Source organism: Streptomyces sp. CLV115 (assembly GCF_038448545.1).
GTDB lineage: Bacteria > Actinomycetota > Actinomycetes > Streptomycetales > Streptomycetaceae > Streptomyces > Streptomyces sanglieri.
Genome location: NZ_JBCEWQ010000043.1, coordinates 1 through 24,367, shown reverse-complemented (window position 1 = coordinate 24,367; position 24,367 = coordinate 1). Strand labels below are relative to the sequence as shown.

The 24,367-nt window shown below is 69.5% G+C and carries 21 protein-coding genes; 8 read left to right on the top strand and 13 right to left on the bottom strand.

Annotated elements, in window-relative coordinates:
* Positions 1–14 precede the first annotated feature (14 nt).
* Complete coding sequence (locus AADR41_RS17220) at positions 15–974, top strand: SDR family oxidoreductase (RefSeq protein WP_342282288.1); 960 nt, start codon at positions 15–17, stop codon at positions 972–974.
* A gap of 145 nt (positions 975–1,119) precedes the next feature.
* On the opposite strand, the gene AADR41_RS17215 is transcribed toward AADR41_RS17220, so the two are convergent.
* Both AADR41_RS17215 and AADR41_RS17210 read right to left on the bottom strand, forming a co-directional pair.
* The gene (locus tag AADR41_RS17215; protein ID WP_342282287.1) at positions 1,120–2,499 is read right to left on the bottom strand and encodes an FtsW/RodA/SpoVE family cell cycle protein; all 1,380 of its coding nucleotides are present in this window, start codon (positions 2,497–2,499) and stop codon (positions 1,120–1,122) included.
* Between the two features lie 391 nt (positions 2,500–2,890).
* A complete protein-coding gene (locus AADR41_RS17210) occupies positions 2,891–3,943 on the bottom strand; it encodes an alpha/beta hydrolase (protein WP_342282286.1) in 1,053 nt (350 codons plus the stop codon).
* Positions 3,944–4,057: 114 nt separating this feature from the next.
* Here AADR41_RS17210 and AADR41_RS17205 point away from each other — a divergent pair, with 114 nt between their 5' ends.
* Positions 4,058–4,657 (top strand): TetR/AcrR family transcriptional regulator, encoded by a 600-nt coding sequence (locus AADR41_RS17205; protein ID WP_342282285.1) that lies wholly within the window; start codon positions 4,058–4,060, stop codon positions 4,655–4,657.
* 375 nt (positions 4,658–5,032) lie between these two features.
* Here AADR41_RS17205 and AADR41_RS17200 read toward each other — a convergent pair whose 3' ends face one another.
* Positions 5,033–5,947, bottom strand: coding sequence for a S1 family peptidase (locus AADR41_RS17200; protein ID WP_342282284.1), 915 nt, complete (start codon positions 5,945–5,947; stop codon positions 5,033–5,035).
* Positions 5,948–6,599: 652 nt separating this feature from the next.
* Here AADR41_RS17200 and AADR41_RS17195 point away from each other — a divergent pair.
* The 3 genes from AADR41_RS17195 to AADR41_RS17185 all read left to right on the top strand — a co-directional run bounded on the left by AADR41_RS17195 (position 6,600) and on the right by AADR41_RS17185 (position 9,517).
* A complete protein-coding gene (locus tag AADR41_RS17195; RefSeq protein WP_342282283.1) occupies positions 6,600–7,415 on the top strand; it encodes a GOLPH3/VPS74 family protein in 816 nt (271 codons plus the stop codon).
* 168 nt (positions 7,416–7,583) lie between these two features.
* Positions 7,584–8,441, top strand: a complete 858-nt coding sequence (locus AADR41_RS17190; protein WP_342282282.1) for an SDR family oxidoreductase — start codon at positions 7,584–7,586, stop codon at positions 8,439–8,441.
* 614 nt (positions 8,442–9,055) lie between these two features.
* On the top strand, positions 9,056–9,517 hold the full coding sequence (locus AADR41_RS17185; protein ID WP_342282281.1) for a hypothetical protein: 462 nt from the start codon (positions 9,056–9,058) through the stop codon (positions 9,515–9,517).
* Positions 9,518–9,807: 290 nt separating this feature from the next.
* On the opposite strand, the gene AADR41_RS17180 is transcribed toward AADR41_RS17185, so the two are convergent.
* From AADR41_RS17180 to AADR41_RS17170, 3 genes are all read right to left on the bottom strand, one after another.
* Positions 9,808–10,569 carry a class I SAM-dependent methyltransferase gene (locus AADR41_RS17180; RefSeq protein WP_342282306.1) on the bottom strand — a complete coding sequence of 254 codons (762 nt, stop codon included), beginning with the start codon at positions 10,567–10,569 and terminating at the stop codon, positions 9,808–9,810.
* 186 nt (positions 10,570–10,755) lie between these two features.
* Positions 10,756–11,475 carry a hypothetical protein gene (locus AADR41_RS17175; RefSeq protein WP_342282280.1) on the bottom strand — a complete coding sequence of 240 codons (720 nt, stop codon included), beginning with the start codon at positions 11,473–11,475 and terminating at the stop codon, positions 10,756–10,758.
* Positions 11,476–11,768: 293 nt separating this feature from the next.
* Complete coding sequence (locus AADR41_RS17170) at positions 11,769–12,392, bottom strand: DJ-1/PfpI family protein (protein WP_342282279.1); 624 nt, start codon at positions 12,390–12,392, stop codon at positions 11,769–11,771.
* 103 nt (positions 12,393–12,495) lie between these two features.
* Between AADR41_RS17170 and AADR41_RS17165 the strand changes: the two genes are divergently transcribed.
* Both AADR41_RS17165 and AADR41_RS17160 read left to right on the top strand, forming a co-directional pair.
* Positions 12,496–13,833, top strand: a complete 1,338-nt coding sequence (locus AADR41_RS17165; RefSeq protein ID WP_342282278.1) for an aminotransferase-like domain-containing protein — start codon at positions 12,496–12,498, stop codon at positions 13,831–13,833.
* A gap of 146 nt (positions 13,834–13,979) precedes the next feature.
* A complete protein-coding gene (locus AADR41_RS17160) occupies positions 13,980–14,360 on the top strand; it encodes an antibiotic biosynthesis monooxygenase family protein (RefSeq protein WP_342282277.1) in 381 nt (126 codons plus the stop codon).
* A 216-nt stretch (positions 14,361–14,576) separates the two neighbouring features.
* On the opposite strand, the gene AADR41_RS17155 is transcribed toward AADR41_RS17160, so the two are convergent.
* The 5 genes from AADR41_RS17155 to AADR41_RS17135 all read right to left on the bottom strand — a co-directional run bounded on the left by AADR41_RS17155 (position 14,577) and on the right by AADR41_RS17135 (position 20,066).
* On the bottom strand, positions 14,577–15,443 hold the full coding sequence (locus AADR41_RS17155) for a hypothetical protein (protein WP_342282276.1): 867 nt from the start codon (positions 15,441–15,443) through the stop codon (positions 14,577–14,579).
* A gap of 318 nt (positions 15,444–15,761) precedes the next feature.
* Positions 15,762–16,922 (bottom strand): FAD-dependent oxidoreductase, encoded by a 1,161-nt coding sequence (locus AADR41_RS17150; protein WP_342282275.1) that lies wholly within the window; start codon positions 16,920–16,922, stop codon positions 15,762–15,764.
* 216 nt (positions 16,923–17,138) lie between these two features.
* Positions 17,139–17,669 (bottom strand): hypothetical protein, encoded by a 531-nt coding sequence (locus AADR41_RS17145; protein WP_342282274.1) that lies wholly within the window; start codon positions 17,667–17,669, stop codon positions 17,139–17,141.
* Positions 17,670–17,784: 115 nt separating this feature from the next.
* Entirely contained in the window at positions 17,785–18,321 is a 537-nt protein-coding gene (locus tag AADR41_RS17140) for a GNAT family N-acetyltransferase (protein WP_342282273.1), read from the bottom strand.
* Between the two features lie 269 nt (positions 18,322–18,590).
* Complete coding sequence (locus AADR41_RS17135) at positions 18,591–20,066, bottom strand: carboxylesterase/lipase family protein (protein WP_342282272.1); 1,476 nt, start codon at positions 20,064–20,066, stop codon at positions 18,591–18,593.
* 104 nt (positions 20,067–20,170) lie between these two features.
* Between AADR41_RS17135 and AADR41_RS17130 the strand changes: the two genes are divergently transcribed.
* Entirely contained in the window at positions 20,171–20,782 is a 612-nt protein-coding gene (locus tag AADR41_RS17130) for a TetR/AcrR family transcriptional regulator (protein ID WP_342282271.1), read from the top strand.
* Between the two features lie 701 nt (positions 20,783–21,483).
* Here AADR41_RS17130 and AADR41_RS17125 read toward each other — a convergent pair.
* Together AADR41_RS17125 and AADR41_RS17120 are read right to left on the bottom strand one after the other, a co-directional pair.
* A complete protein-coding gene (locus tag AADR41_RS17125; protein ID WP_342282270.1) occupies positions 21,484–22,167 on the bottom strand; it encodes a DUF6923 family protein in 684 nt (227 codons plus the stop codon).
* A 534-nt stretch (positions 22,168–22,701) separates the two neighbouring features.
* Positions 22,702–24,072, bottom strand: coding sequence for a hypothetical protein (locus tag AADR41_RS17120; protein WP_342282269.1), 1,371 nt, complete (start codon positions 24,070–24,072; stop codon positions 22,702–22,704).
* Between the last annotated feature and the right edge of the window lie 295 nt (positions 24,073–24,367).

Genomic DNA, 24,367 nt, shown 5'->3' with positions numbered 1-24,367 from the left:
GGCACTGTGGTGCCATGAACAGCAACAGGACCACCCAGCACACCGGCCAGGACGGCCCGCTCGCCGACCGGATCGCGCTCGTCGCCGGAGCCACCCGCGGCGCCGGACGCGCCCTGGCCGTCGAACTCGGCCGGGCCGGCGCCACCGTCTACGTCACCGGCCGCACCACCCGCGAGCACACCAGCGAGGTCGGCCGGACCACGGAAACCATCGAGGAGACCGCGGAACTGGTCACGGCGGCCGGCGGCACCGGCATCGCCGTCCCCACCGACCACCTGGACGAGGACCGGGTACGTGCTCTCGTCGAACGGATCGACCGCGAACAGGGGCGGCTCGACATCCTGGTCAACGACCTCTGGGGCGGCGAGCACCTGCTCGTCGGCTCCGTCTTCGGCAAGAAGAGCTGGGAGACACCGCTCGCCGACGGCCTGCGCATCCTGGAACTCGGGGTGCGCTCGCACGTGATCACCGCTGCGCTCGCTCTCCCTCTCCTGGTCCGCTCCGACGCACCCCTGCTCGTGGAGGTCACCGACGGAACCGCGGTCTCCAACCGCCGATACCGCGAGAACCTCTACTACGACCTCGCGAAGAACGCCCCGATCCGGATCGCGTTCGGGCTGGGCGAGGAACTGGCGGAGTACGGGGGCACGGCGGTCGCCGTCACACCGGGCTTCCTGCGCTCGGAGCAGATGCTCGCCCACTTCGGCGTGAGCGAGGACAACTGGCGCGACGCCATCGCCCAGGAGCCGGGCTTCGCGATCGCCGAGTCACCGCACTACCTCGCCCGCGCGGTCGCCGCGCTCGCCGCCGACCCGGACCGGGCCACCCGCTGGAACGGGAAGTCCACCTCCAGCGCGGAGCTGGCCAGGACCTACGACGTACGCGACGTCGACGGCAGCCGGCCGGACGCCTGGGCGTACTTCGAGGACATCACACACGGCGGGAAGAAGGGCTCCGCGGACGACTACCGCTGATCCCCTCCGGCCCGCGGCGTACAGGACAGCGGGGCTCCGAGCACTCCCGAAGGGTTGCTGCCGGAGCCCCGCTGTCCCTGGTGGGCGACCGCCGGATCCGTACCGCCGGATCCGGCGGTACGCAGGTGGACGTGGTGGGTGCACGCTACGGCGCGGGCCGGCGTGCGGTGTCACTGATGCGGATCAGAATGCCGATGAGGGCCCAGTTGGCGATGACGGAGGAACCGCCGTACGCCAGGAACGGCATCGTCATTCCGGTCAGCGGGATCAGGCCCATCACGCCGCCGGCAACGACGAAGACCTGCAGGGCGAACGCGCCCGACAGGCCGATGGCGAGGAGTTTTCCGAATGGGTCACGGGCGGCCAGGGCGGTGCGCACGCCGCGCTCCACGATCAGGCCGTAGATCAGCAGGATGGCCATGATGCCCGTCAGGCCCAGCTCCTCGCCGAAGGTCGCGAGGACGAAATCGGAATTGGAGGCAAACCGGATGAGGTCGGAGTGGCCCTGGCCGAGGCCGGTGCCGAGGGTGCCTCCGGAACCGAACGCCCACAGCGCCTGCATCAGCTGCTCGGAGTGGCCGACCACGTTCTGGCGGCTGAGCGTGTATTCGTGCATCGGGTCGAGCCAGGCCTGGACACGCTGCTGAACATGCGGCTCGAAGGAGGCGACGCCGACGGCACCGGCCGCGGACATCATCAGGCCGAAGACGGTCCAGCTGGTCCGTTCGGTGGCGACGTACAGCATGATGACGAACATTCCGAAGAACAGCAGTGACGTGCCGAGGTCCGTCTCGAAGACCAGGATGAGGATCGAGAGGAACCAGATGACCAGGATCGGGCCGAGGTCGCGGCCGCGCGGCAGGTACAGGCCCATGAAGCGGCGGCTGGCCAGGGCAAGCGCGTCGCGCTTGACCATCAGGTAGCCGGCGAAGAAGACGGCGAGCACGATCTTCGCGAACTCGCCGGGCTGGATACTGAAACTGCCGACGTGGATCCAGATCTTCGCTCCGTATATGTCGGCGCCCAGGCCCGGGACCAACGGCAGCAGCAAGAGGACCAGGGCGCCCACCATGGAGATGTAGGTGTAGCGCTGCAGGACGCGGTGGTCCTTGAGGAAGATCAGGACGACGATGAAGAGGGCGATGCCCATCGTCGTGTACATCAGCTGCCTCGGAGCGGCCGTTCCCGCCTGCTTGATCGACTGCAGCAGCTTGGACTGGTCCAGCCGCCAGATCACGACCAGGCCGAGTCCGTTGAGCAGTGTGGCCAGCGGCAGCAGCAGCGGGTCCGCGTACGGCGCGGTCTTCCGTACGACGAGATGGGCGACGCCCGCGAGCAGGCCCAGGCCCGCGCCATAGCTCAGCAGGCCCGACGGCACCTGGTTGTTGATGGCCAGACCCGCGTCGGCGTAGGCGAACGCCGTGATGGCGACCGCGAACATCAGCAGCGCCAGCTCGGTGTTGCGCCGGTTCGGTGCGCCGATCGCGTGTGTGTGGTGCGTCGACGTGTCAGTGGGACTGCTCATCGTGTGGCGGGGCCTCTCACGGCTTGCACACTGCTGTCCGCACAGCGAAGAGGCGGCCTTCTGCTCACCTCCGGAAGGCCGGGCCGGGGCTGGGGACGGGGCAGGTGCGGTAGTCGTCCGGACCGGCGGCTTCGAAACCGCCGTAGTCGTCGGCGTTGTTGCCTCGACCATCGCCATAGACGTGAAGGAAGCGTGTGCGGTTCCTGTGGTATCCGTGGCACTACCGGCCTTGTCCCGCGCTGCCGGGAAACACACTCCCCCGGCTCGTCGCACAGGACACGGCTCAAGCGCCGACGCGCAGCCGCGGGCGCCGTGCGTGGCCTCTCCTCTCGGCGACCCCACACACGACGCTCGCGGATCGGCGGCCCCGTGTCGCGCCAGGGCCGCTGGATCAGCCGATCAGGGCGTTCTTCAGCCAGGGGACGATCACGGCCATCGCCTCACCGAAGCGCGAGATGGCGCAGTGGCCGGTGTCCGGGATCAGTTCGGCCCGCGTGTCCCGGCGGCCCTGGAACACCAGGGTGTCGTCCAGCGGGACGTGGACGTCCTCGGTGCCGTTGACCACCAGCATCGGCCCATTGGCGTTCTGGTCCAGCAGCGGGCGCAGGTCGAAGGCCGCGAAGGCCGCCTCGCGCTCGGCCGTGCTCGGCATGGCATCGAAGCCCAGGGCGTTGCCGACGATGCCGTCCATGCCGAAGGCGAAGCCACGGCCCGGAGCGAAGGAACGCTCCACCGGGCCGCCGAGCACCACGGAGGCGTCCACCGCCCCCGTCAGCCCGGTCCGGGCGGAGTAGTAGCCGCCCATCGAGATCCCGAAGTGGCCGACCTTCCCATTGCCGATCGTACGGGCGAAGGCGACCAGCCCGGCGATCACCTCGGCCCCGCCCTCCGGTGTCATCGGCAGGTGGGCCGTCTCCCCGGTGCCGGCGATGTCGAACAGCAGCAGCCGCGCCGGCAGCGCGAGCGCGAGCTGCTCCCACATTCCGTGCAGGTCGGTCTTCCAGGAGTCCACCCCGCCGCTGGCCAGCACGACCGGCGCGTCGGCGGGCAGGCCGGGGGCGGCGATCAGATGGATCGGCAAGGTGGCCTCGCCCCCGCGGTACGGGACGGTGAGCGTGCGGCGCTCGAACTCCACCGGGAAGCCGGGTGCGGCCAGCGTGTACTGCTCGACCTGGCGGGCGAGCGCGGTGCGCTTCGGGTCGTCGGCCAGCGAGGGGAACTTGGCCCAGCCGTACGCCTGCGCGGCGAGGCGGTGGTCTCCGGCCTCGGCGTACCGGGCGGCGAGAGCGGACCACTCGTACACCCAGCTCCCGGGCCGGTCGGGCCACATCTCGGTGACGGTGGCGCGGACCGCGTCCACCTCGTCGGCGGGGAGGCCGAGGGTCATCTGCGGGTAGCGCTCGACAAACAGGTCCTGCGGGTCCAGGGGCCAGGTGAAAGACATGGTGATGCCTCCTGCTGCACTTAAAGCCAGAACTATTGCTTTAGCGACTATGCACCCGGACAGGACTTAACGCAAGCTCGCCTGCGTTAAGGTGGTGATCGAGGTGATCGACACATGACCGAGGAAGTACCGGACCCGATCCGTCGCCGTCCTGGCGGCCGCGCCGCACGCGTCCGCCAAGCTGTTCTGGCGGCCGCCATGGAGGTACTGGCCGAGGAGGGCATCGCCCGCCTCACCATCGCCGAGGTCGCGGCCCGCGCCGGGGTCAACGAGACCACGGTGTACCGGCGTTGGGGCAGCCGGGAGAAGCTCGTACTGGATGCCATGCTGGCCGGCAGCGACGAGGGCATCCCCGTCCCCGACACCGGAGCCGTCCGCACCGACCTGGCCGCCTTCGCCCGCGCACTGGCCGAGTACCTGGCCACCCCGGCCGGCCGCTCAGTCGCCCGGGCGGCCTCGCTCAGCGCCGACGACCCGGACCTCGCCGAGGCTTGGCAGACGTTCTGGAAGTCCCGCCTCGATCAGGCCGGCGCCATCGTCGGCCGGGCCGTCGAACGCGGAGAGCTCCCGGCGGACACGGACGCGGCCCTGGCGCTGGAACTGCTCTGCTCACCCCTCCAGACCCGCTCCCTGCTCGGCCACCGTCCGATCGAGCCGGAACTGCCGGAGCGCTTGGCGGACTTGGTGCTGAACGGGCTGAGAGGGAGGAACTAAGGGCTGTCCCGCAATTCCTGGTGGAACAGCGTGCGGCGTCAGATGCGGCGCATCGCAAGGCGGAGGGACGTCCACATACTGGATGTATGTGGACGTTCCGACAACGCGGCGAGGTGCCGTAGCTGTCGTCGCACGCCCGCCAGGAATTGCGGGACAGCCCTTAGACCAGGGAACTGCCCGCCCGATGCCGCCGCAGGCACAGCGCGCCTTCGACGGCCTGAAGCAAACTGTTGCCCGGCTCCGCAACAGCGCACGAGAGGGGCCGGCCGGCCACCCGCCGGTGGTGCCCGACCGGCACAACCCTTCGCGATCTCCTGCTCGGGCGCGACTGCCGGCTCACCGCTGACGAGCTCCGCTTCCCCCTCAGCTGTGAAATCAGCGTGCCGCTACTGCCGACGGCTTCGCGAGCGTGCAGCCCGGGGCCGACAAGTTGAGCTTGTTGCCCGTCGTGAAGCAGGCGGGGATGCCGTAGGTCTCCTGGGCGTATCCGGTCCCCTCGTGGATGGTGACGGCCCCCTGTTCGTCCACCTCACAGGGGTTGTCAAGGGTGCAGCTTCCGCCGCTCTCGTTGATGGTGTTGTTGATCGCCGTGACCTGCCCGGTTGTCGTGTCGATGACCGGGGAACCCGAGGTACCCCCGATGACCTGACACTCCGGGGTGTAGCGGACGGCGTCCTTCCACGTCCACTGGCCCTCCTTCAGACGGTACGCGAATCCGTCGACCGAGCAGGAGTAGACCCGCTTCCAGTAGGCGGAGACCACGTCGATCGCGTGCCCCTGCACCGGGTGGGTCGCAGACAGTGTCAGGGGCGCGATTCCCGTGGACTGCTGTATCTGGGCGTAGGTCTTGGTCAGTTGGTAGAGCGTGACGTCCGTGTCGGTCATCGTTGCGTAGACGACCTTGTTCGCCTTGAGCGATCCGGCGGTGCCGGCCGAGGCGTTGAGCAGCGTGAAGCTCCGGGTCGAGGACTGGTTGGTGATGACCTGCCCTGCGCTCGGCATGCCTGTTTCGAGGCAGTGGCCGTTCGTCATGACCAGTCCTGGATCCGTCGCCTGCGAGTTCGGCATGCGGATCAAGGAGCCTGAACAGTTGCTGAGCGCCACGGTGCCGGCAAAGGAGGAGGCCGTCACCGAGGCGGACGTACTGTCAGGTTGCGCAGCGGCCGTCACGGCAGTGGGGGTCACCCCGCTCACACGGTCGGGTGCCGCGGCCGACGCACCTGTGGCGCCCGTCAGGACGGCGGCGCCGAGGGCAGCGGCGGGGAGGGTGGCGAGGAGAGGTTTGCGCATGGTGATGGTCGGTCCTCTCGGTCCGGTCCGGGGGCCTGACGGCCCCTGAACGGTGAAGGGTGACCGCATTGTCGGCGTACAGCCAAGTTCTCCGCTACCCCGCAGCCCCGCCCTGGCTCCTTTCGCCCTCTTGACGCCCACGCACCGGTGGCGTCTTCCGTTGCCGTGGGCACGCAGAGGCCGGACGGTGGTTGCGGAAGACCGGCGGACGGTGAGCTGCGAGATGGACGCATCGAAGCGACGGCAGCCCGTGGGCACTACGGGCCGCAATGCCCCCGGGCCCCAACTCGATTACCGCTACGGCACATCGGCCACGCACGGGCCGTGGGGCGCGACGTGGCACGCCCTGGACTTCCGCATGGCCGGCGAACAGAGCCTCCCGCGCACGGCCACACCAACGCCTGTTCAGCAAGCATCTCGCAGAGGCGGTTGCGTATCACGCGACAACCCTGCCGGGCCGTCGCTCAACCTGCCGACCAGTCAGCCGTGGCCGCGAGCGAACCGATGCCGTCGATCTGTTCACCGGGCGTTGCCACCGGATCGAACGGCACCGGAGGGCGTCGGTGCCGCCGAGCACGAAAGCGAGTCCGGGCGGGCCCCGAGATGGCGCGGAGGACTCCCTTCCACGGACAGCCGCGCCTAGCCTGCATGTATGACCATGGGGGACGACCTGCTCCTGCTCGCCATAGTCCCGGGCAGGCGACGTATACGGATACGGGCCGAGGAGCGGCTTCGGTTCGCCCTGCGGGCCGCGGAGCTGGTGGATCTGGGACTGGCCGGACGGATCATGGTCGGACCCCGGCGCATCGAGGTGACGGACTCCCGGCGCGTCGAGGACCGCCGCCTGAGCAATGTCCTGCGCAGTCTGGGCGCGGCCGTTCCGCCGCCCGGCCCGAAGGACTGGCTGCGCCGGACACCACGCTCCCTCACCGTCGAGTACCTCTCCAGACTTGAGGATCAGAAGGCGGTCCGTGTCCGCAGATGGCGCGATGCCGGTGGCCGTGCCCGCCACGACATTCTCTCCGTCGACCTGCCGCGCCGTCGGGCGCTGCTGTCCCGTCTCGACAGCGTGGCGCGCTCCGGCTCCGCGATGCCGGAGGACGCCCGCGACGTATCCCTCGCCGTGCTCGTCCAGGTTGCGGGCCTGGCCTCTGCCGCCTATCCCGGCCTGCGGGGCATCACCGATCGCCGCCGTTTGACCGCCCTCGCCGCCTCCGGCCATCTCACGCCCGCCACCGCAGGAACGGTGCCGGGCACCGACGCGGAACTCGCAGCAGCACTGACCACCGGTGCCGACACCCTCACCCGCCGACTTCACGGCGAGCTGAGCGACCTCTACTCCGACTTCACCACCGGCGGCCACAGCCTCGCCCACAGCCTGGACCCGGGAAGTTGGTCCGAAGGTGGTGCAACCGGTACCGGCCACCACGGCGGCGGGCACGGAAGCGGCAGCTCCGGCGACTGGTGATGAGAGACGACGGCAGTGGAGTGGCCGCGGACGCGGTCGGCCGGGCCGCCGAGTGCACCGACAGAAGTCCCTGAACGTGGGTACGGACGTGCTCGACGACGCGTCCCACGATCCGCGCGCCCCTCTCGCGGTAAACGGAGGCTTCCTCCGGTAAGGTGTTGGGAAATCATGAGGCTTTCTCAGGTGGTGGGGGACAAAGTGATACTTGTGACGGGTGCGACCGGCACCATTGGACGGCACCTGGTAGCGGCGCTCACGGAGGCGGACGCACCCTTTCGCGCACTGGTGCGGGACGCACGCAAGGGCCGGGAGTTGGGCTGCGAGTTCGTCGTCGGGGACTTCGACGATCCGGCATCCATGGCGTCCGCCCTGAAAGGGGTCGACCGTCTTCTGCTCAACAGCGGCGGCGCGCTCCCTGTGGCCGGGCAGCAGCCGATGGTCCGGCAGCAGACCGGCGTCGTCGACGCGGCGCGGGCCGCCGGGGTCGCGTGGGTGGTGAAGGTGTCGGCATGGCAGCCCGGTCCGGATGCGAAGCTGTCCGTACGCGCGCACTGGGAGATCGAGCAGCACCTCCGTGCGTCGGGGCTCCGGTGGTCGTCGCTGCGACCCACCGGCTACATGCAGAACTTCTTCACCGGTGACGGCGGATTCACCCACAGCGGCGCCCTGGCCGGCCCGTACGGCGTGGGAGGTGTGGCGTACATCGACGCCTACGACGTCGCCGCCTGTGCTGCCGCGCTGCTGACGGGCCCGCTCGGAGGCGGCGACGCCTACGCGCTCACCGGTCCTGAGGCACTGACGCATGAAAGGATCGCAGCGAAGCTCGCCATTCCCTTCCGCGATCTGACACCCGAGGAGGCGTCCGAGGATCTACGGGCGCAAGGGCTGCCCGGCTGGTTCGTGGATGACCTCCTCCGCCTCTACGCAGACATGGCAGCGGGCTCCATGTCCGAAGTGACAACAGCGGTGAGCGACCTGACAGGACGCCCGCCTCGTACGTTCGACGAGTTCTTGGCGAACGGATAGCACCGGCTCGCTGAGCCGTGGAGGCCACAGGCCGCGAGCGGACTGTCCGCCGACAGTCCACGGCATCGCGTGCAGGGTTCCGCTCAACTGCACTGGTACGCAACGGTAGGTGACCGGTGGCCCGGGTGAGTCAGGATCCACTCGCCAGCGGTCCTGGTGACGTCGGCCGGCCTTCCGGCGCCGCTTCCCTGAAGAGACGAAGACATGCGCGGACGGTCCCGTATCCACCGGCGCATCGTGGCTTCCGGGACGAAAGTCGCGTCGGCCGGGCGATGAACGGTGCGGCAGTCATGTGGAGTTCACGGACGGTCACCCTTCGGCTGTGCCCTTCTCCGAGTATTCCGTGGACGGCGGCAAGTCGCTCGCGGGTCCGGTCGGCGAACCGTTGAGCGGTCGGCCGGGGTGAGGCCGGTCACGCACTGCGTTCCGCGTCGTCCCACGGCTTTGTCGTCCCACCGGATGTCCTGGCAGGTCACCGGCATGGGAGTCCCGCCTTGTCCCAGGTACACCGGCTTCGGTGGCCGGAAGACGGACCCGGCCCGCACGCTCATGGAAGCACGGCGGACAGGGCTACCCGCCCTGCTCCGCCCCGACCATCGGAAGGAAGAATCCCCATGCACAACACGACAGCTCGCACACGACTCGGTCTCTTCACCGCGACCACGGTCCTGGGCGTCGGCTCGCTGCTGGCCTCGGCAACCACGGCAGGTGCCGCCGCACCGGCACCGACCGGCACGTCCGGCACGTCCGGCAAGGTGGCGGTGGGGGCCCAGTCCGTGGTGTACATCCCCGGCAAGGACGTCACCTCCGGTTCGTGCAAGGGCTGGCTGAACCGTCGGACCTCCGACGGGTATGTGCAAGCCCTGGTCCAATCATGGGGAGCCCGGTGCGCCATGTGGCTGGAGCGCGCGGACACCTACCCTCACTACAAGCAGATCTCCAACGACTACGAGGCCCAGCTCAACAAGCGTGCCACCGGATTCCATTGGAACGGCCGCGGGGCCGGAGCGCGGGTCTGCATCGTGAACAGGACCCTTGGCCAGACCACTCCGTACTGCGGCAACATCGCCTGGTAGCAGCCGCACACCACAGGGTGCCCCGGCCGGGCCTGCCGGGGCACCCCGGTGCGGCAGGCCCCCGGGCGCCGGACGCCGCCCCCGGCCACTGCGGAACGGGAAGGGAATTCCATCGGGGCCCGGCCGACGGACGCTGGTACGGCGGCGCGCGGAGCTACGCGGGCTCCGGCACCAAGCTGGACCGGCGCGAACGAGCCCACGTCCGTGGAGAGAAATGGCATCCGATCCGGCGGCTGTCCCATCGCCGGGGCGGCCCGCCTGTTCTTCCGAGTCCCAGGACACTGGGCAGGTCACGGACGAGCGGCCACCAGCAGATCAACGACGTAGGTCTCTTCGACCGCCTCGTCGGGGAACATTTCACCCAGCCGCCCGCGCTCCTCGCGGAGGAAGGCACGCTTGGCATCCTCGGCAAGGACAAGGAACGCCGAGCGGCTGCCGATGTTGGCAAGGTGCGTGTCGAGGGAGACCGTCCGGCTCCACCGCACCTGGCGGCGCGCCACCCGGAACCCGGACAGACCCGCGAGCCGGACGGCGTCGCTGTCGTCGGGACGTGCCCGAGAAGTCGGCTTCACTCCGCAGTGTTGCGCGATCCGCTGATGCTGCCCGCGGATCCAGGACACGTCGAATGCGGTGGTGTTCCACCAGATCGCGAGCGCACCACCGGGAAGCAGTACCCGCAGCGCTTCCGGGACCGAGCGGGTGGTGTCGGTCCACTGCCAGGACTGCGCGTAGGTGATGAGGTCCTGGGAGGCGTCCGCCAGGGGGAGAGCGTTGCCGTCACCTCTGATGATCGGCACGTCCGGGAGCACGGTACGGAACTGGGCGGCCATGGCGTCGCCCGGCTCAACGCCGATCACGTCAGCCCCGCGTTCACGCAGCAGAGCGGTGGCGATTCCGGTGCCCGCGCCGACATCGGCGACGCGGGCACCGGCCAGAGGACGGTTCGTGAACTGTTCGATGAAATCGAAGAGCGCGGGAGGATACGAAGGACGGCCGGCCGCGTACTGGCGGGCGGCCGCGTTGAACGAATGGGCGCGTGAGCCGACGGTCATCTCCGCATCATCGCCTCTCTGCCCCACTGTCCGCCCACCTCGTTGATCATTTCCGGTCACGGCACCGGCCACCGACGGTACGTCAGCAGGGACGGGCGTCCGACGGATTCAACAGAGACATCCAAAGGCGTCGATCCGGCTTCGGCTCCGCGCCCGGGACAGACCCGCGCGTTCCCCCACCACCACTCACATGAGAGGGCGGTGGGAAGACGCGTACTCATCGGCGATGCTGAAGACGCTGGCACACCGTGGGCATTCCGCCCGGCCGAAGAGATGGGCGATTCCGTCGGCGAGCACAACTTCCCCGTCGCGGACTGCGGTCTCGTGCATCCAACGGCCGGTACCGGAGAGTCCCTCGGGGGACGCCGGCCTCAGGTCACGTCGGTCCACATCGCCCAGGTTCCAGTCCCGGATCGCTGAGTAGCGCCCGTATCCGCCGATGGCGATCGTCACCTCCACAGCGCAGTGCGGGCAGGCGACCTGGTAGAAGTCGTCCGAGAAATCCCCCAGGACCGCGCTCCAGTGGTAGTGCCCTTCGGCCGCGATCAAGTCGCGGAAGGGCGCGAGGTAGTCGTCCGGCCGTGACCGCAGGTGGCGATGCAGCAGCGAACGGAACTCCGCGATCGCCCCGGCACAGCCCGCCAGCAGGTCGTCGCAGCCATGGCCCCCTGCCGCGCACCGGACGATCGCCCCGGCCAGCCCGCGCGCCCGCGCGCTCCGCGACGCCAGCGACACCAGACACGGCAGTGCGGCAAAACTGGCGGGGAACACCATGTCGCCCTCAAGGATCAACCGGTATCCCAGCTCGTCCCAGACCTCTGCTTCGTCCTCGCGCCCGGCCCGCGCCAGGAGCTCGGGGACGCGATCGACGTCCCCGTAGCAGTCGTACAGCTGCGTCCATTGCACCGCCTGAGTATTTCACCGCCCCGAGGCTGCCAGGGACTGCTCCGCTCCCCTGAACGCCGTTGCGCGACCCGGCGGACAGCCCCTGGCCGGGCGGGGTGCCGCAGCCCTCGCGTGCGTCGTTCCCCTGGAGGGCCAACCCGCTGGCAGCCGACCGAATGTGCCCTCGACGGCCGGTGCCGTCGCAGCCGTCCACCCTGGCGCGAGCCGATGAGTCGGCGCAGTAGCGGGGCTTTGACCACCTCCCCCTTCGCCGGGGATCGGCAGGCTTTCGGGCCACAGCTTGCGACCGATGTTCAGGCGGGCGTCGGTGCGGGAGCGGGCAGGTAGGGGGTGATGTTGCGCCAGGCGCGTTCGACGTATTCCTCCTTCTCGCCGACCGGGGCGACATAGTGCAGTGCACCGTCGGCGGCCTCCTTGCCCTCAAGGCGGGCGATGGTCCAGGCGGCGAGGTAGTGCGAGGCCAGGCAGCCGCCGGCGGTGGCGATGTTGCCCCTGGCGTAGAAGGGCTGGTTGAGCACCTCGACGCCGGCGGCGACGACCCAGGGCCTGGTGGTCAGGTCGGTGCAGGCGGGGATGTCGTTGAGCAGGCCGAGCCTGGCCAGCACGAGCGCGCCGGAGCACTGCGCCGCGACGAGCTGGCGCGAGGGGTCCAGATTCCGCAGGACGTTCATGATCGCCGGGTCTTCGACGACCTCTCGGGTGGCGATGCCACTGCCGACGATCACGGCGTCAGCGGCGCACGCCTCCTCAAGAGTGGACATCTGCTCGACGACCACCCCGTTCATCGAGGTCACCTTGGGGCTGGGGGTGGCGAGGGTGACGCGCCAGCCGTCCGTCTTGACGCGGTTGAGCACACCGAGCGCGATCAGGGAGTCGAGCTCGTTGTAGCCCTCGAAGGTGAGGATGGCGATGTGCACGGCGGCTGTCCTTCCGAGTGGGTGGGTGAGTGGGTGAGTGGTCCAGACGGTATGGAGCCGCGAACAGGACAGTCAAAGAATTGTCATGCGTACAATCCGGTGCATGACAGCCTCGCGGTACAAGACACTGGTCGACGTGTTCGCCGCCGATATCCGGACCGGACGGCTCGCCGCGGGTACGCGGCTGCCGACACACCGCGGGCTGGCCGCCCGTGAGGGCATCGCCGTGGTAACCGCGACCCGGGTGTACGCCGAGCTGGACGCGATGGGCCTGGTGAGCCGGGAGCAGGGCCGCGGCACGTTCGTGCGTGACATCGCGGTTCCCGCCGGCCACGGCATCGACCAACAGGTCGTCGCCACGGACGCGGTCGACCTCAACTTCAACTATCCGTCGCTGCCCGGGCAGGCCGATCTCCTCCGGCAGGCGCTGAGAGAGGTAGCCACCTCCGGCGATCTCGACTCGCTGCTGCGCTACCAACCCCATCGAGGGCGCCCCCAGGACAGAGCCTCGATCGCGCGGCACCTGGAGCGCCGGGGAATCACCACCGACGCGGACCGGATCCTCATCACCAACGGTGCGCAGCACGGCCTGGCCATCACGGTGATGGCCGCGCTCAACGCCGGCGACGTCGTCGCGGTCGACGCACTCACCTACCCGGGTTTCAAGGTGCTCGCACACGCCTGCCATCTCGGCCTTGAGCCCATCCCCGCAACCGCCGAGGGACCGGATCTCGATGCCCTCGAAAAGCTGTGCGCGAGCCGCCCTGTGCGCGCGATCTACACCATGCCCACCTTGCACAACCCTCTGGGCTGGGTCATGCCGGCCGGCGATCGCGCCCGCCTGATCAAGATCGCTCGACGGTACGGCCCGCTCATCGTCGAAGACGCCTCCTACGCCTACCTGGTCGAGAATCCACCACCGCCTTTGGCCGCGACCGCGCCGGACATCACCATCCATGTTTCGGGACTGTCCAAGAGTGTCGCCACCGGCCTGCGGGTCGGCTTCGTCGTCGCCCCGCCGTCCGTGGTGCCGTCGCTCGAACGCGCGACTCGGGCAACCACCTGGAACACCCCCGCCCTCACCACCGCGATCGCCTGCCGCTGGCTCGACGACGGCACGGTGGACCACTTGGAGGCTCAGAAGCGAGACGACGCCAAGGCACGTCAAGCACTCGCCGGACAGGAGCTGGCAGGGCTCCCACTCGTCAGCCACCCCTCGTCCTACTTCACCTGGCTGCCGCTGCCCGACGACGCGCGCGCAGATCGTCTGACCGCCACCCTCGCCCGTCAGCACATCTCGGTGTCCACGGCCGAGCCGTTCACCACCTCGGTCCACACACCACAGGCGATCCGCCTCGCCCTGGGCTCAACCGATCTGGACAGCCTCCGGTCGACGCTGCGTACAGTGCGACGAGTCGCCGTCGAGGACGCCTACGCTTGAACGCCCTCGATCAGCGGATCTCTGCCCGCATTGGCGTCTCCCCACGAAAGGGCGTCGGCGCCGTAGAGGCCTCCGGCAGCTTCGTGACAGATCTTCCGGAGTAAAGATGCTGGATCGTTGGGCGCATCGCGCCCTACGGTGCCGCCATGAGCGATTACCCGGAAGCGTCTGCCGCACCCGTCGAAGCATTTGAACCCCCCTACTACGTAGCTGTCTTCACCGCGGTGCGATCCCAGGAGCAGAGCGGATACAGCGAGACGAACGCACGCATGGAAGACCTGGTGAATGACGTGCCCGGGTTCCTGGGGATGGACCACGCGCAGACTCCCGGTGGGCTGGGCATCACCGTCGGGTACTTCCGCGACGCCGATGCCCTCATGGAGTGGCGGAACAACGCCGAGCACCGCGCGGCGCAACAGCGCGGGCAAGCCGAGTGGTATCAGAGCTACACACTGCATGTGGCGAAAGTGGAGCGGAGCCACGGGTTCACGCGAGTGCATGCCCCGCAGAGCGCGACGGCAGGCTGAAGTCACCTCCTGATCCGGCAAGCGCCGCTCCCCCAGGCTGTCCGGGTGACAGAGCGGGCGGACCTGTGCCTGTTGCGCTGTTGCGCTGTTGCGCTGTTGCGCTGTTGCGCTGTTGCGCTGTTGCGCTGTTGCGGAAAGGTATCGGGCGGTGCGACCGACGCAGGGCACCAAGTGAGCGCTCGACGTGAGGGCGCCCCATCAGTTCTGCGCACGCATTCACCGGGCGAGGAGTTCGTCGAGCGAGGGCGTGCCGGCATCGGCCGCGGGGCGCGTGAGATGCAGCGTGGTGTGGAAATGGCCCGCCGCTTCCTTGCCCTCCGGGTCCTGCCCCTGGGCGGTCACCGCGTCGATGGCGTACTGCTGCTCGGCAGCGCCGGTGAAGCGGCGTTGGACGAAGGTGTGTCCGGTGTACGTCTCGGTGGTCAGGCCGTGACCGGCCAGGTACTCGCTGATGGGCTCGTAGGAGCCGGTACGCAGGACAAAGGCAGCGACCCACGGCAGTGTGCGGGCAGTTTCCAGGAGTGGCCGGAACGTGGCCCGGGACAGGAAGCTGGCACCACCCGTGATGGTGATGAGTCGGATGCTTCGGGCTGCGTCCAGCAGGTCCGGGGTCGGCGGGGTGGTCTCCAGATTCTCGGCGAATCCGTCATCGAGCAGTCCGACCGCTCGTGCGTAGGCGATGGCGTTCGGCGCGATGTCGAGACCGATCACCGGGACGGCGTCCCGTCTGCGGCGGGCACGGAAGAAGGACCTGTCGTGCTCGGCCAGTTCCTCGGTGGTCATGGCCGCCGTCCGCGGTGATGCGTAGTGGGCGTACAGGTCGTCCAGGGTCAGGTCGTGGTTGAGCAGGGCTGCGTTGATGCCGTACGAACAGCAAAGATCCAGCACCGCGTCCCCCGGAGCCCGCAGCCGGAGTGCCGCCAGGCGGCGGAAGATGCGCTGGGCGTGATGCGGTGTCCGGTAGCCGAACGCGCCGAGTTCTCGGAAGAAGGCGCGGGGGTCGGCCTGGTCGTAGATGTCGTCGAACGGAGTCATCGTCCGTTGGGCGGGCTTCCCCGCGTCGTTTTCCCGTGCCTCGGCCATCACATGCTCCGTTCTGCAGGCCGGACCGCCGGCTGTGGTCGCCACAGCCTCCCGCACAGGGCGGGCCGGGGAAACAGGCCGATGACGGATCCGGCCATGCTCGACCGGACGGCGGTGAGCAGGGCCCGGCCGGTAATGCCATCACGACCCTCGGTGTCCTCGTTCGGTGCTCGGGCTGCGTTCGGTCGGTGTTGGCCTCACGGGGCCTCACGGGGCCTCACGAGACGTCACGAGGCCCCACGAGGCGTCAAGTCGGGCGGGAAAGACGCAACGGACTCAGGAATCCGGCGAACCGGACCGTGCACTCGCGCTTGGGAGTCAGGAGGGCTGGACCTCGTCGAAGAGGGCGAGGGCTTCGGAGGGGTTCGCGCTCACCAGGCGTTCCAGACCAGCCATCGTGATGTTCGCCCACTTGCCGGCCCGTGCCCACATCCGTTCCTCGAAGGCACGGACGGCCTCGTCCAGATCTCCTGGGCCGGAGGCGGCGGCGATGGACTCGGCGAGTTCGGCACCTTCCAGCATCGCGAGGTTCGCGCCCGCACCCAGCGGGGGCATCAGGTGGGCGGCGTCGCCCAGCAGCGTCACACCGGAGACATGGGCCCAGGTGTGAGACACGGGAAGGGCGTAGAGGGGGCGGTGCGCGAAAGCCGTACCGTGGCGGAGCAGGTCGAGGACGGGAGCGGCCCAGCCGTCGAACAGGGCCAGCAGGCCTGATCGCACGGCCTCGGCGTCGGCCCGGCCCAGGTCCTCGCGCTGATCGAGGCCCACACGCCGGTCCGGGTTCGGGTGCCAGTCCAGCGGCACGCGGAACTGCGCGTACACCTTGACGTGCCCGCCGCTGCTGCGCTGGGCGACAAGCGCGCGGTTCACCCCGTACACGGCCACGGAACCGTCGCCGACCAGCCGGGCGAGATCGGGGTGGCGGGTGTCGATGTCGTCCAGGGCGGTCTCGACCAGGGTGACGCCCGTGTACTGGGGCATCGCTGCCGAGACCGCCGGACGGACCCGGGACCAGGCACCGTCCGCACCGATCACGAGATCGAACGTCTCCTGTCGACCGTCCGCGAAATGGACCAGCACGCCGTCCCGGCTCTCCGGCACCACCTCCGTCACGCCTCGCCCCCACTGAACGTCCAGGGGCCCGAGCAACAGGTCACGGAGCTGCCCGCGGTCGATCTCGGGATTGGCCCGGTCACCCGGACGAGGCTGCCAGTCGCGGAGGATGGTTCCGTCCGGGTCCAGGATGCGCATGGCCTGCCCCTCGGGACGGGACAGTGCTTGGAATTCCGCCAGCAACCCCGCCTTCTCCACCGCCAGTTGGCCCATCCCCTCGTGCAGGTCCAGCGTGCCGCCCGCGGGACGGGCGTCGCGAGCGGTGTCTCGTTCGAGGACGGTGACAGGGTGACCATGGCGGTGCATGACCCGGGCGAAGGTAAGGCCGGCGGGGCCGCTGCCGATCACGGCGATTCGGGAACTCATGTCGATACAACGCAGGTCCCTCACCGAGTGGTTCCCGCCCCGTCACCGAATTGGAACGCCGACGCGTGTCGGCGGACGCCGCCGCAGCCGAGTCCTGCCTGCGAGCTCAGGGTGGTGAGGCCGGCGGAGAGGCCTCTCACGGGACGACCCGCTCGAAGGCGTTCCGGACATGCCTCGTACCGGATCCGCAATGTCCGCAGTTCGGTCGTTGGGGGATCAGTCCGCGTACACGAAGGCGAGACACAGAGTCGCGAAAGGCACGACGGACCCGCCGAGCAGCGCCAGCACCGCCGGAACCGCCGCCGTCAGTCGCCTCTTGCCCTTGCGTTGGCCCGAGCGGAACACCGCGCAGGCCAGGCCGAACGGCAACGCCACGAGGACCAGGGAGATCACTGGCACCACGAACCGGCTGAACGTGGTGGTGCCGGTGTCGGTGATCAGCTGCCGGGCCGCCGTACCGAAGAACACCGCCGGGCCGGCCAACAAGCAGAACGCAAGGCCCAACACCACGGCGACGGTCACTCCTTCCGTCAGCCGCTCGGCCCACGCATCCTCCCGACGCACTTCCGTTCCCCTTCTGTCCCCCATGCCCATTCCCCAGTCGCCGCGGTTCGGTGTGCCGCCCGGCGCTTCTCCATCCGCCGGAACGACGTGGACAAGCGTAGAGCTCGCGACCCGTGCCTCGTCTTCGGCCCAGGCCCGGATGCTGTCGAGGCAACAGAGGGCAGTAACGCTCTCGATGGTCACGGTCCACGGCTGGACTGCACCGAGGGCCGTTCGCGCGGCGCCTCGCACGGCGCCCCGCACGGCCGGCTCGTACGCATGCACGTTCCCTGCAGCGAGCCCACCCGGCCCCGCGAACTCAGTCGGACGGCGCGGCCGGGGACCGGATGCCGAACCACTGCTCGGCGCCGTAGGCCTCGTACCGCTCCACCTCGGTGAATCCCAGCTTCGCCGCGAGGCGCATCGAGCGGACGTTGGCGGTCTGGGTGGCGAGCACCACCGGCTCGCCGGGAAACGCATCGGCGAACCAGTCGAGTGCCGCGCCGCACGCCTCGGTGGCGTACCCGCAGCCCCATGCCCCGGGCAGGAACAGGTAGCCGAGTTCGGTCCTCCCGGCAGCCTGACGAAGGTGCCCGGTTTCCCTGTAGAGCGTGATCTGGCCGATCATCGCTCCGTCGAGATCGACTGTGAAGCGGCCGGGGCGCCGACTGGGTGCCCCGGGCATTGCGCGCTCAAGTTCGTCACGCGGCTGGGGGCCACCGAGGTAGGTACCCACCTCTGGTGAGGCCAGCAGTTCGATGGCCGCCGCACGGTCCCGGGCCTCGGCCTCACGGAGCACCAGCCGCTCGGTCTTGATCGGGGCGGGTGGCCAGACGACAGATCCCAGTTCAGTCATGGCGGGCAAGCTACCTCATGCCCGCCGGGCATGAGTTTCGGACGGACGCCGGCGGCAGTACCCTGCTCCCGGCGTCCCGCAGAGGAACCCGGTGGAGGACTGAGCACAATGGGCGTCTGCCGCCGCGGCCTTGTCGACGAGCGCTGCCGGGCGGCTGCCGTGCGCTTCCGAAGCGATCAGGCATGCCCACTTCACCGGCTTGTGTCACTCCCTCGCGTCGTCGCCGTACCGGACCCCGTGCCGGCCCCGTGCCGGACGTCCGCATCCGGCTACGGGAGATCGAAGGCGGCGGGGCAGCTGCCTTCCCAGATGCGGTGGGAGGCCTGCTCGGGGTAGGGCAGAGTCTCCGACTCGGCATCCAGGACGCGGGTGAGCTGCCGGCCGGGTCGGTGGGCGACCCAGCCCGCGTCGCCAGTGGTGACGAAGCGGATCCATGCCTCCGCGATCTCGTGGGAGAGCGCAACTGCCTCGGGGGTGGGCTCGTCGCCGATGAGCTGAGTGCCGACGGGGCTGTCCAGCGTGCCGAACGCCAGTGGGACATCGAGGCTGTGACAGGCCCCCAGGGCACCGTCGAGTACGGGGGCGGTCCAGCGCAGTTCGAACAGGTACGAGCTGCCGCCGGCTGCGGCGTTCGCCTCGGCCAGCTTCTGTGACGGCATGCGGAAGAGTGCGTCGGAGTACACCGCCTCCACCAGCTCCTCGGGGCCGGCCTGCGGAAACGCGGCACGGTACGCCTCTGCGCCGTCCGGCTGCGGAGCGAGCCGTTCCAGGGCTGCGCGGGCGTCCTGTTCGGTGAAGGTGCCCCGCCGTCCGCTCATGACGCTGAACAGCCTGAATTCGTCCCGGGTGTGGCCGACGAGCAGTTCGGTGCCGCTCGCGCGCGCGCCGGTCAGCGCGGGCCAGGGCGTTTCGGGGAGGACCTCCCCGTCGACGACGGGGCACAGGGCGGTGCCGGTCTCCGTGAGCCGTCCCCAGCTCTCCCGGTGTGCATGGAGGCCGGCGTTGAAGGAGGTGAGCTCTGCGGCCAGGTGCCACGGATCGATGTCGCGCAGGGCCGCGGCGGTGGGGGCCGCGGCACCGATCCGGTCCGCGAACGTGGCGGTGACCTGCCTGGCCAGCGCGGGGGTGTTGTACAACCCGGGCACCGAGTGGGCGATTGCCCGCCGGAACAGGCCGCGCGCCGGCTTCATCGCGAGGAGGGAGGCGACCGAACCTGCCCCGGCGGACTGTCCGGCAACGGTGACCCGGCCTGGGTCGCCTCCGAAGGCGGCGATGTTCCGCTGCACCCACTCCAGCGCCGCGATCTGGTCGAGGAATCCGCGGTTGGGCGGCGCGTCGTCGAGGAACGCGAACCCCTCGACGCCCACACGGCAGTTGATGGTCACCACGACGAGCCCCGCCCCGGCCAGCGCTGCCGGGTCGTACATCGGGTCGCTCGACAACGCCGAGATGTAGCCGCCCACGGGGATCCACACCAGCACCGGCAGCCCTGCCGCGCCCGGATCCGGAGTGCCGACGTCGAGCGTCAGCCAGTCCGTGCCCCGACGCGGACCCGTGTCGACCGGCAGCGACAGCGGCACCACGGGGCCGAACTCCGCCGCGTGCCTCGTACCCTCCCAGCGCTGCGGCGGGACCGGAGCGGCGAAGCGGAACGCTCCCACCGGAGGCCGGGCGTAGGGGATACCGCGGAACACCGCGTGCCCCTGCCGCCGACGCCCCTGCACGACACCTTCCGTGGTACGCACCCTTGGCTGTTCAGGCAGTTGTCCAGTCATGACCCCAGGGTTATAGGTCAAGTGTATTATGTCAACCGTATTGGAAAACTTCGAACGCGAGAGAGAGGCCGGCGATGCCGAAACAGGTGGATCACCGCGGACGCCGCGAGGCGATCGCCCGCGCACTGTGGCGGGTGGTGGAGCAGCGCGGCGTCGCACATCTGACGATGCGCGTGGTGGCACAGGAGGCGGGCATCTCCCTCGGGCAGCTGCAGCACTATTTCGCTTCCCGGGCCGCCATGCTCTCCTTCGCCATGGACTTCGCGTCCGAGCAGACGTCGCTGCGCGTCGAACAGGGACTCAAAGGGCTGGGCGAGCGTCCGCACCCTCGTGATGTGCTGCGGCTGACACTCGCGGAAATGCTCCCCCTGCATGCCGACGCCCGCGCGACCAGCCGGATGAGTGCCGCCTACGTCCTGGAGGCACTGCACGACGAGGCCGTCCACGAGCAGGCGCGCCATGGTCTCGTCCAAGGACGGGCCCTCGTCGAGCAGTTGGTCCGCCGCGCGGTCGCGGACGGGCACATCGGCTCCGACCGCGACCCGGCGGCCGAGACCAACCTGCTCCTCGCCCTGACCGGCTTCACACCCCTGATCGAACTGAACGTGATCGATCCGCAGGACGCGCTCACCGCGATCGATCTGCATCTGGACAGGTTGTTCAGCGGGAACGACCGGAATGTGTGACGGCGGCAGCCGTGGTCATCCGGCTTCGGACCCGATGATCGGGGGGCGCAGGTCGAGACCGCTCTCGCCTGCCGCTGTCGCCCACCCGGCGCCGGGCGTCAGTTCCTGTCCAGGCCCTCGGCGTCGGCTGCCCCGAGCTCACTCGGCCCGCAACCGCTGGCCTCTTCGCCCAACAGCGTCCGCACGTGTCGTCCCGCACGGTCGCCTGCTCTCAAGCCAAACGCCGGCTTCACGTCGGAACTCCCGGTCTTCGTCCCTCCTGGCGAGCCGCTCCGACTCCCGCTTCAACTCGCGCAGGACTCCTGGAGAGCCGGCCGGAGGACGTGGCGAGCTCGTACCAGGCCTCGTTGAGCCGCTCCACGAATCGCGGGGCCTCGTACTCGACCAGGCAGAACCCGAAAACCCGCTCTCGTTCGTACCCCAGGACATGTGGGATCGCCGAGTCAGGAACCGCATCGGGTATCACTTCGAGCCCGGCTCGCAACAGCGGTCTGAACACCTTGCGACACCGCTCCTGACGCCCCAACCCTTTGCCCCCTGCCCCGTTCGGCTTGATCGTGCAGCACCCAGCCTATGGCCGAGATCGCCCGGACAAGTCCTGGGTGGGTGGGTAGCCGGCTGGCCGGCTCGTCCGCGGATGTCGGATGTCGGGCACCGTTCTGCTCGATTGCCTCTCAGCGCATGCCTGATGGAGTGCCGGTTCAGCCGGTCGTGGTGTAGTGCTGAAGGTAGAGGAAGATCGACTTCCAGCCCGATCCCACATTGACGATGTGCAGCTGGCCGCCCGACGGACCGTAGTCCCAGGCGGCGATCCCCTGAACCTCGTCTCCGGACTCGACGTCCTGATGGAACTCGTAGCCGACCTGACCGGTGCTGACGTCGATCGAGTAGACCGACTTCGCCGAGTCGTCCACCGAGGCGTAGAGCCTGCCCTGCCACATCGCGGCGCCCTGGATTCTGCTCAGGGGCTGTGACAGTGTCACGGTCCTCACCACAGGGAGCGTCGATCCGGCCGGGAGGTTCAGGAGGTCGTTCAGGCTGTAGGCGACCAGCTTGTTCGTGCCGTTCGCGGCGTCCTGGTCCCAGGGCGAGGTGTAGACCAGCCCCGCGGCAGCGTCCACCGCGACCCACGGCACCCCGCCCGGCATCTGCGCAAGGGGCAGTTGCACATAGCGCCCCGTGTAGGTCAGGTCACTCGCGTTGTACAGCGCCAGCAGCGGATGCTGGTAGTCGCGGCCGCCATCCTCGATCGGTGCGATCACGTAGCCGCCGTAGTACTCCACGTCCCCGATGTGATCGCTGCCGTACGTCCCGCTCAGATCCCAGGGAATCGGGGCCACCGATGATGCGACCTCCGAGTCGTTGGCGACGGTGGCCTTCACCATCCCACCGGGCCCGGCATAGTAGAAATGCGTCCCGTCCGTCGCCACCCCCTGCCCTCGCTCAAGCGCGTTGAACCCTGTCCACCGCTGATAGTCGGCCGTCCGTGTCCAGGTCGCGGCCATTGCGGGAGACGCCGCACTCCCGACGAGTGTCGCGGCCGCGATTGCCACGACCGCCGAAACCCTGCCCAGCTTCATCCGATTCCACCCTCTCCTTGTTCTGCATTGCGGAACATCGTTTTTCAGGGGCGAGTGGATTACAGCAGCGGCGGACGACCACAGTCAATGAGCCCTGAATGAACGGCAGTTGGATGGCCGAAGAGGGCCCGGTCGGCTGCTCGGCAGGGCCGCCGAGGTTCCCGGGGACAGGAGCGGGACGGATCGGCCGGCATCCGCCGAAGGCCTGGCAGGCGGCCCGCTCGGCGCTCCCGGTCCCGGTATCTGTCCTGGTCCCGCCCCGGTCCGGAACCCGGTCCTGGTCCCAGCCTCGGTGTTGTGGTGTGACAAGCACGACTGCGAGGTTGTGCGGGGCCGGTCTCAGTCTGTGACGGAGCTCGGATCGTCGAGTTCGTGCAGCCCGGCCGGGTCCTCGTCGATCAGCACCTCCCCAGTCGCGGTGACGAAGCGCTGGGCGTGGCCCCGGTGGATGGACAGGAGTTGCCCGCTGGTGCCGGTCCGGCTCCGGTACACGGCCAGTGCTGCCCCGTATTTGCTGCTGTGGCCGGGGATTTCGGTGTCCGTGCTCCACTCTGTGCCGTCGAAGGCGGACCACCACAGCTGCTGGCGGGCGGGGTCGCGGTGGACGCACATCAGCTTGCCGTCGAAGACAACGAGGCCGATGTTGCTCCGGGTGCGGTGTCCGGGCAGTGCGCCCTCAAAGGTCCAGGTGGTGTCACGCAGCCGGCTCCAGTGGATCGCACCGTCCTTCGGGTTGCTGTGCAGCAGGTGCAGGGCACCGTCGTACACGGCGAGCGCCGGGGACCTCGTGGTGGCGCAGCCGGGGACCGGTTCGGGGGTGCTCCAGGTGCGCCCGTCCCGGCTGGTGGTGACCATGATGCGCTGGGCGGCGTCGGCGTAGGCGAGGTGGAGGGCGTCACGGAAGACGGCGAGCGCCGGACCGTAGACGCTCCCGGCGTCGGGGACCGGCAGGTCCGGGCTCCACTCGTTGCCGTCGTACGAGGTCAGCGCGATGCTCCAGTCGCCCGAGCCGCCGCGGTGAGCGCAGTACAGCCGGTCCTGGAACACGGCCAGAGCCGGGCTGCCCAGGGTGTGGTGGTCGGGGAAGGGCCGGTCCTCGGACCAGCTGCCGTCCGCGCGGTGTGCGGTCCACCAGAGGGCGGGGTTGTCGCCCCGGCCCTGGTAGACGCAGTACAGGTCCTCGTGGAAGACGGCCAGGGCCGGGGTTTCGGAGGCGTAGCAGGGCGTGAACTGCGTGTCGGACCCCCAGCCCGTGCCCGGGTCGAACACACTGAACCACAGTCCGGTTTCGCTCGGCGGCGCGTCGCGGGCCATGGGGGCGAGGAGGGTGGGTGCGGCCCATGGTGAGAGCAGCTCGCATCCAGTGCCGCGGGCGGCCGACCGGACCTTTTCGACGCGGCCGGGCAGCCGTGCGCCGACGCTTTCGGCCAGGGCCGCGGGCAGGACTCCGGCGAGCACTTCCTGGACCAGGCCGGGGAATCCGCTGACGGGCCCGCTGCCGTCGGGAGGCGCCAGGCGGTCGACGGACCGCTGGTCGAGGCCGAGGGCGAAGCCCCACTCCAGCAGGCGAACGGAGACGGCCGCCCCTGCCCCGGCGAGTTCCTCGCCTGCGCGCTCCGCGCGTTCGACGGCCTTGACCGACGGGGTGTCCGCGCCGAAGTCCGGTGCCGTGTTGTTGTTCCGCCCGGGGGCGGCGCCTTCGATCGCCATGCTGTCTTCCTGCCTGCAGGGCCGCGGGCCGGTCGGTCGGCTCGCCCGCGCGGTGCGCAGTGCGCGGGCGAACCGTCCAGGCCCACGGACATGGACGCTTGGGGGCCCGTTCCCGGCGAGGTCTGCGCCGGTCTGCGGGCTTCTTACGCTTCACCGGGCGTGCCGGTGCGACAAGCGGCCGGTCGATCGCCCGCCGTCGGCGCACGCGCCGGGTCAGGGGGCGGCGCGAGGACGAAGAGGTGGGTGGCGACCGGGTCGGCTTCGGGAGGGGGATGGTCGGCGGCTGGAGGGGGAC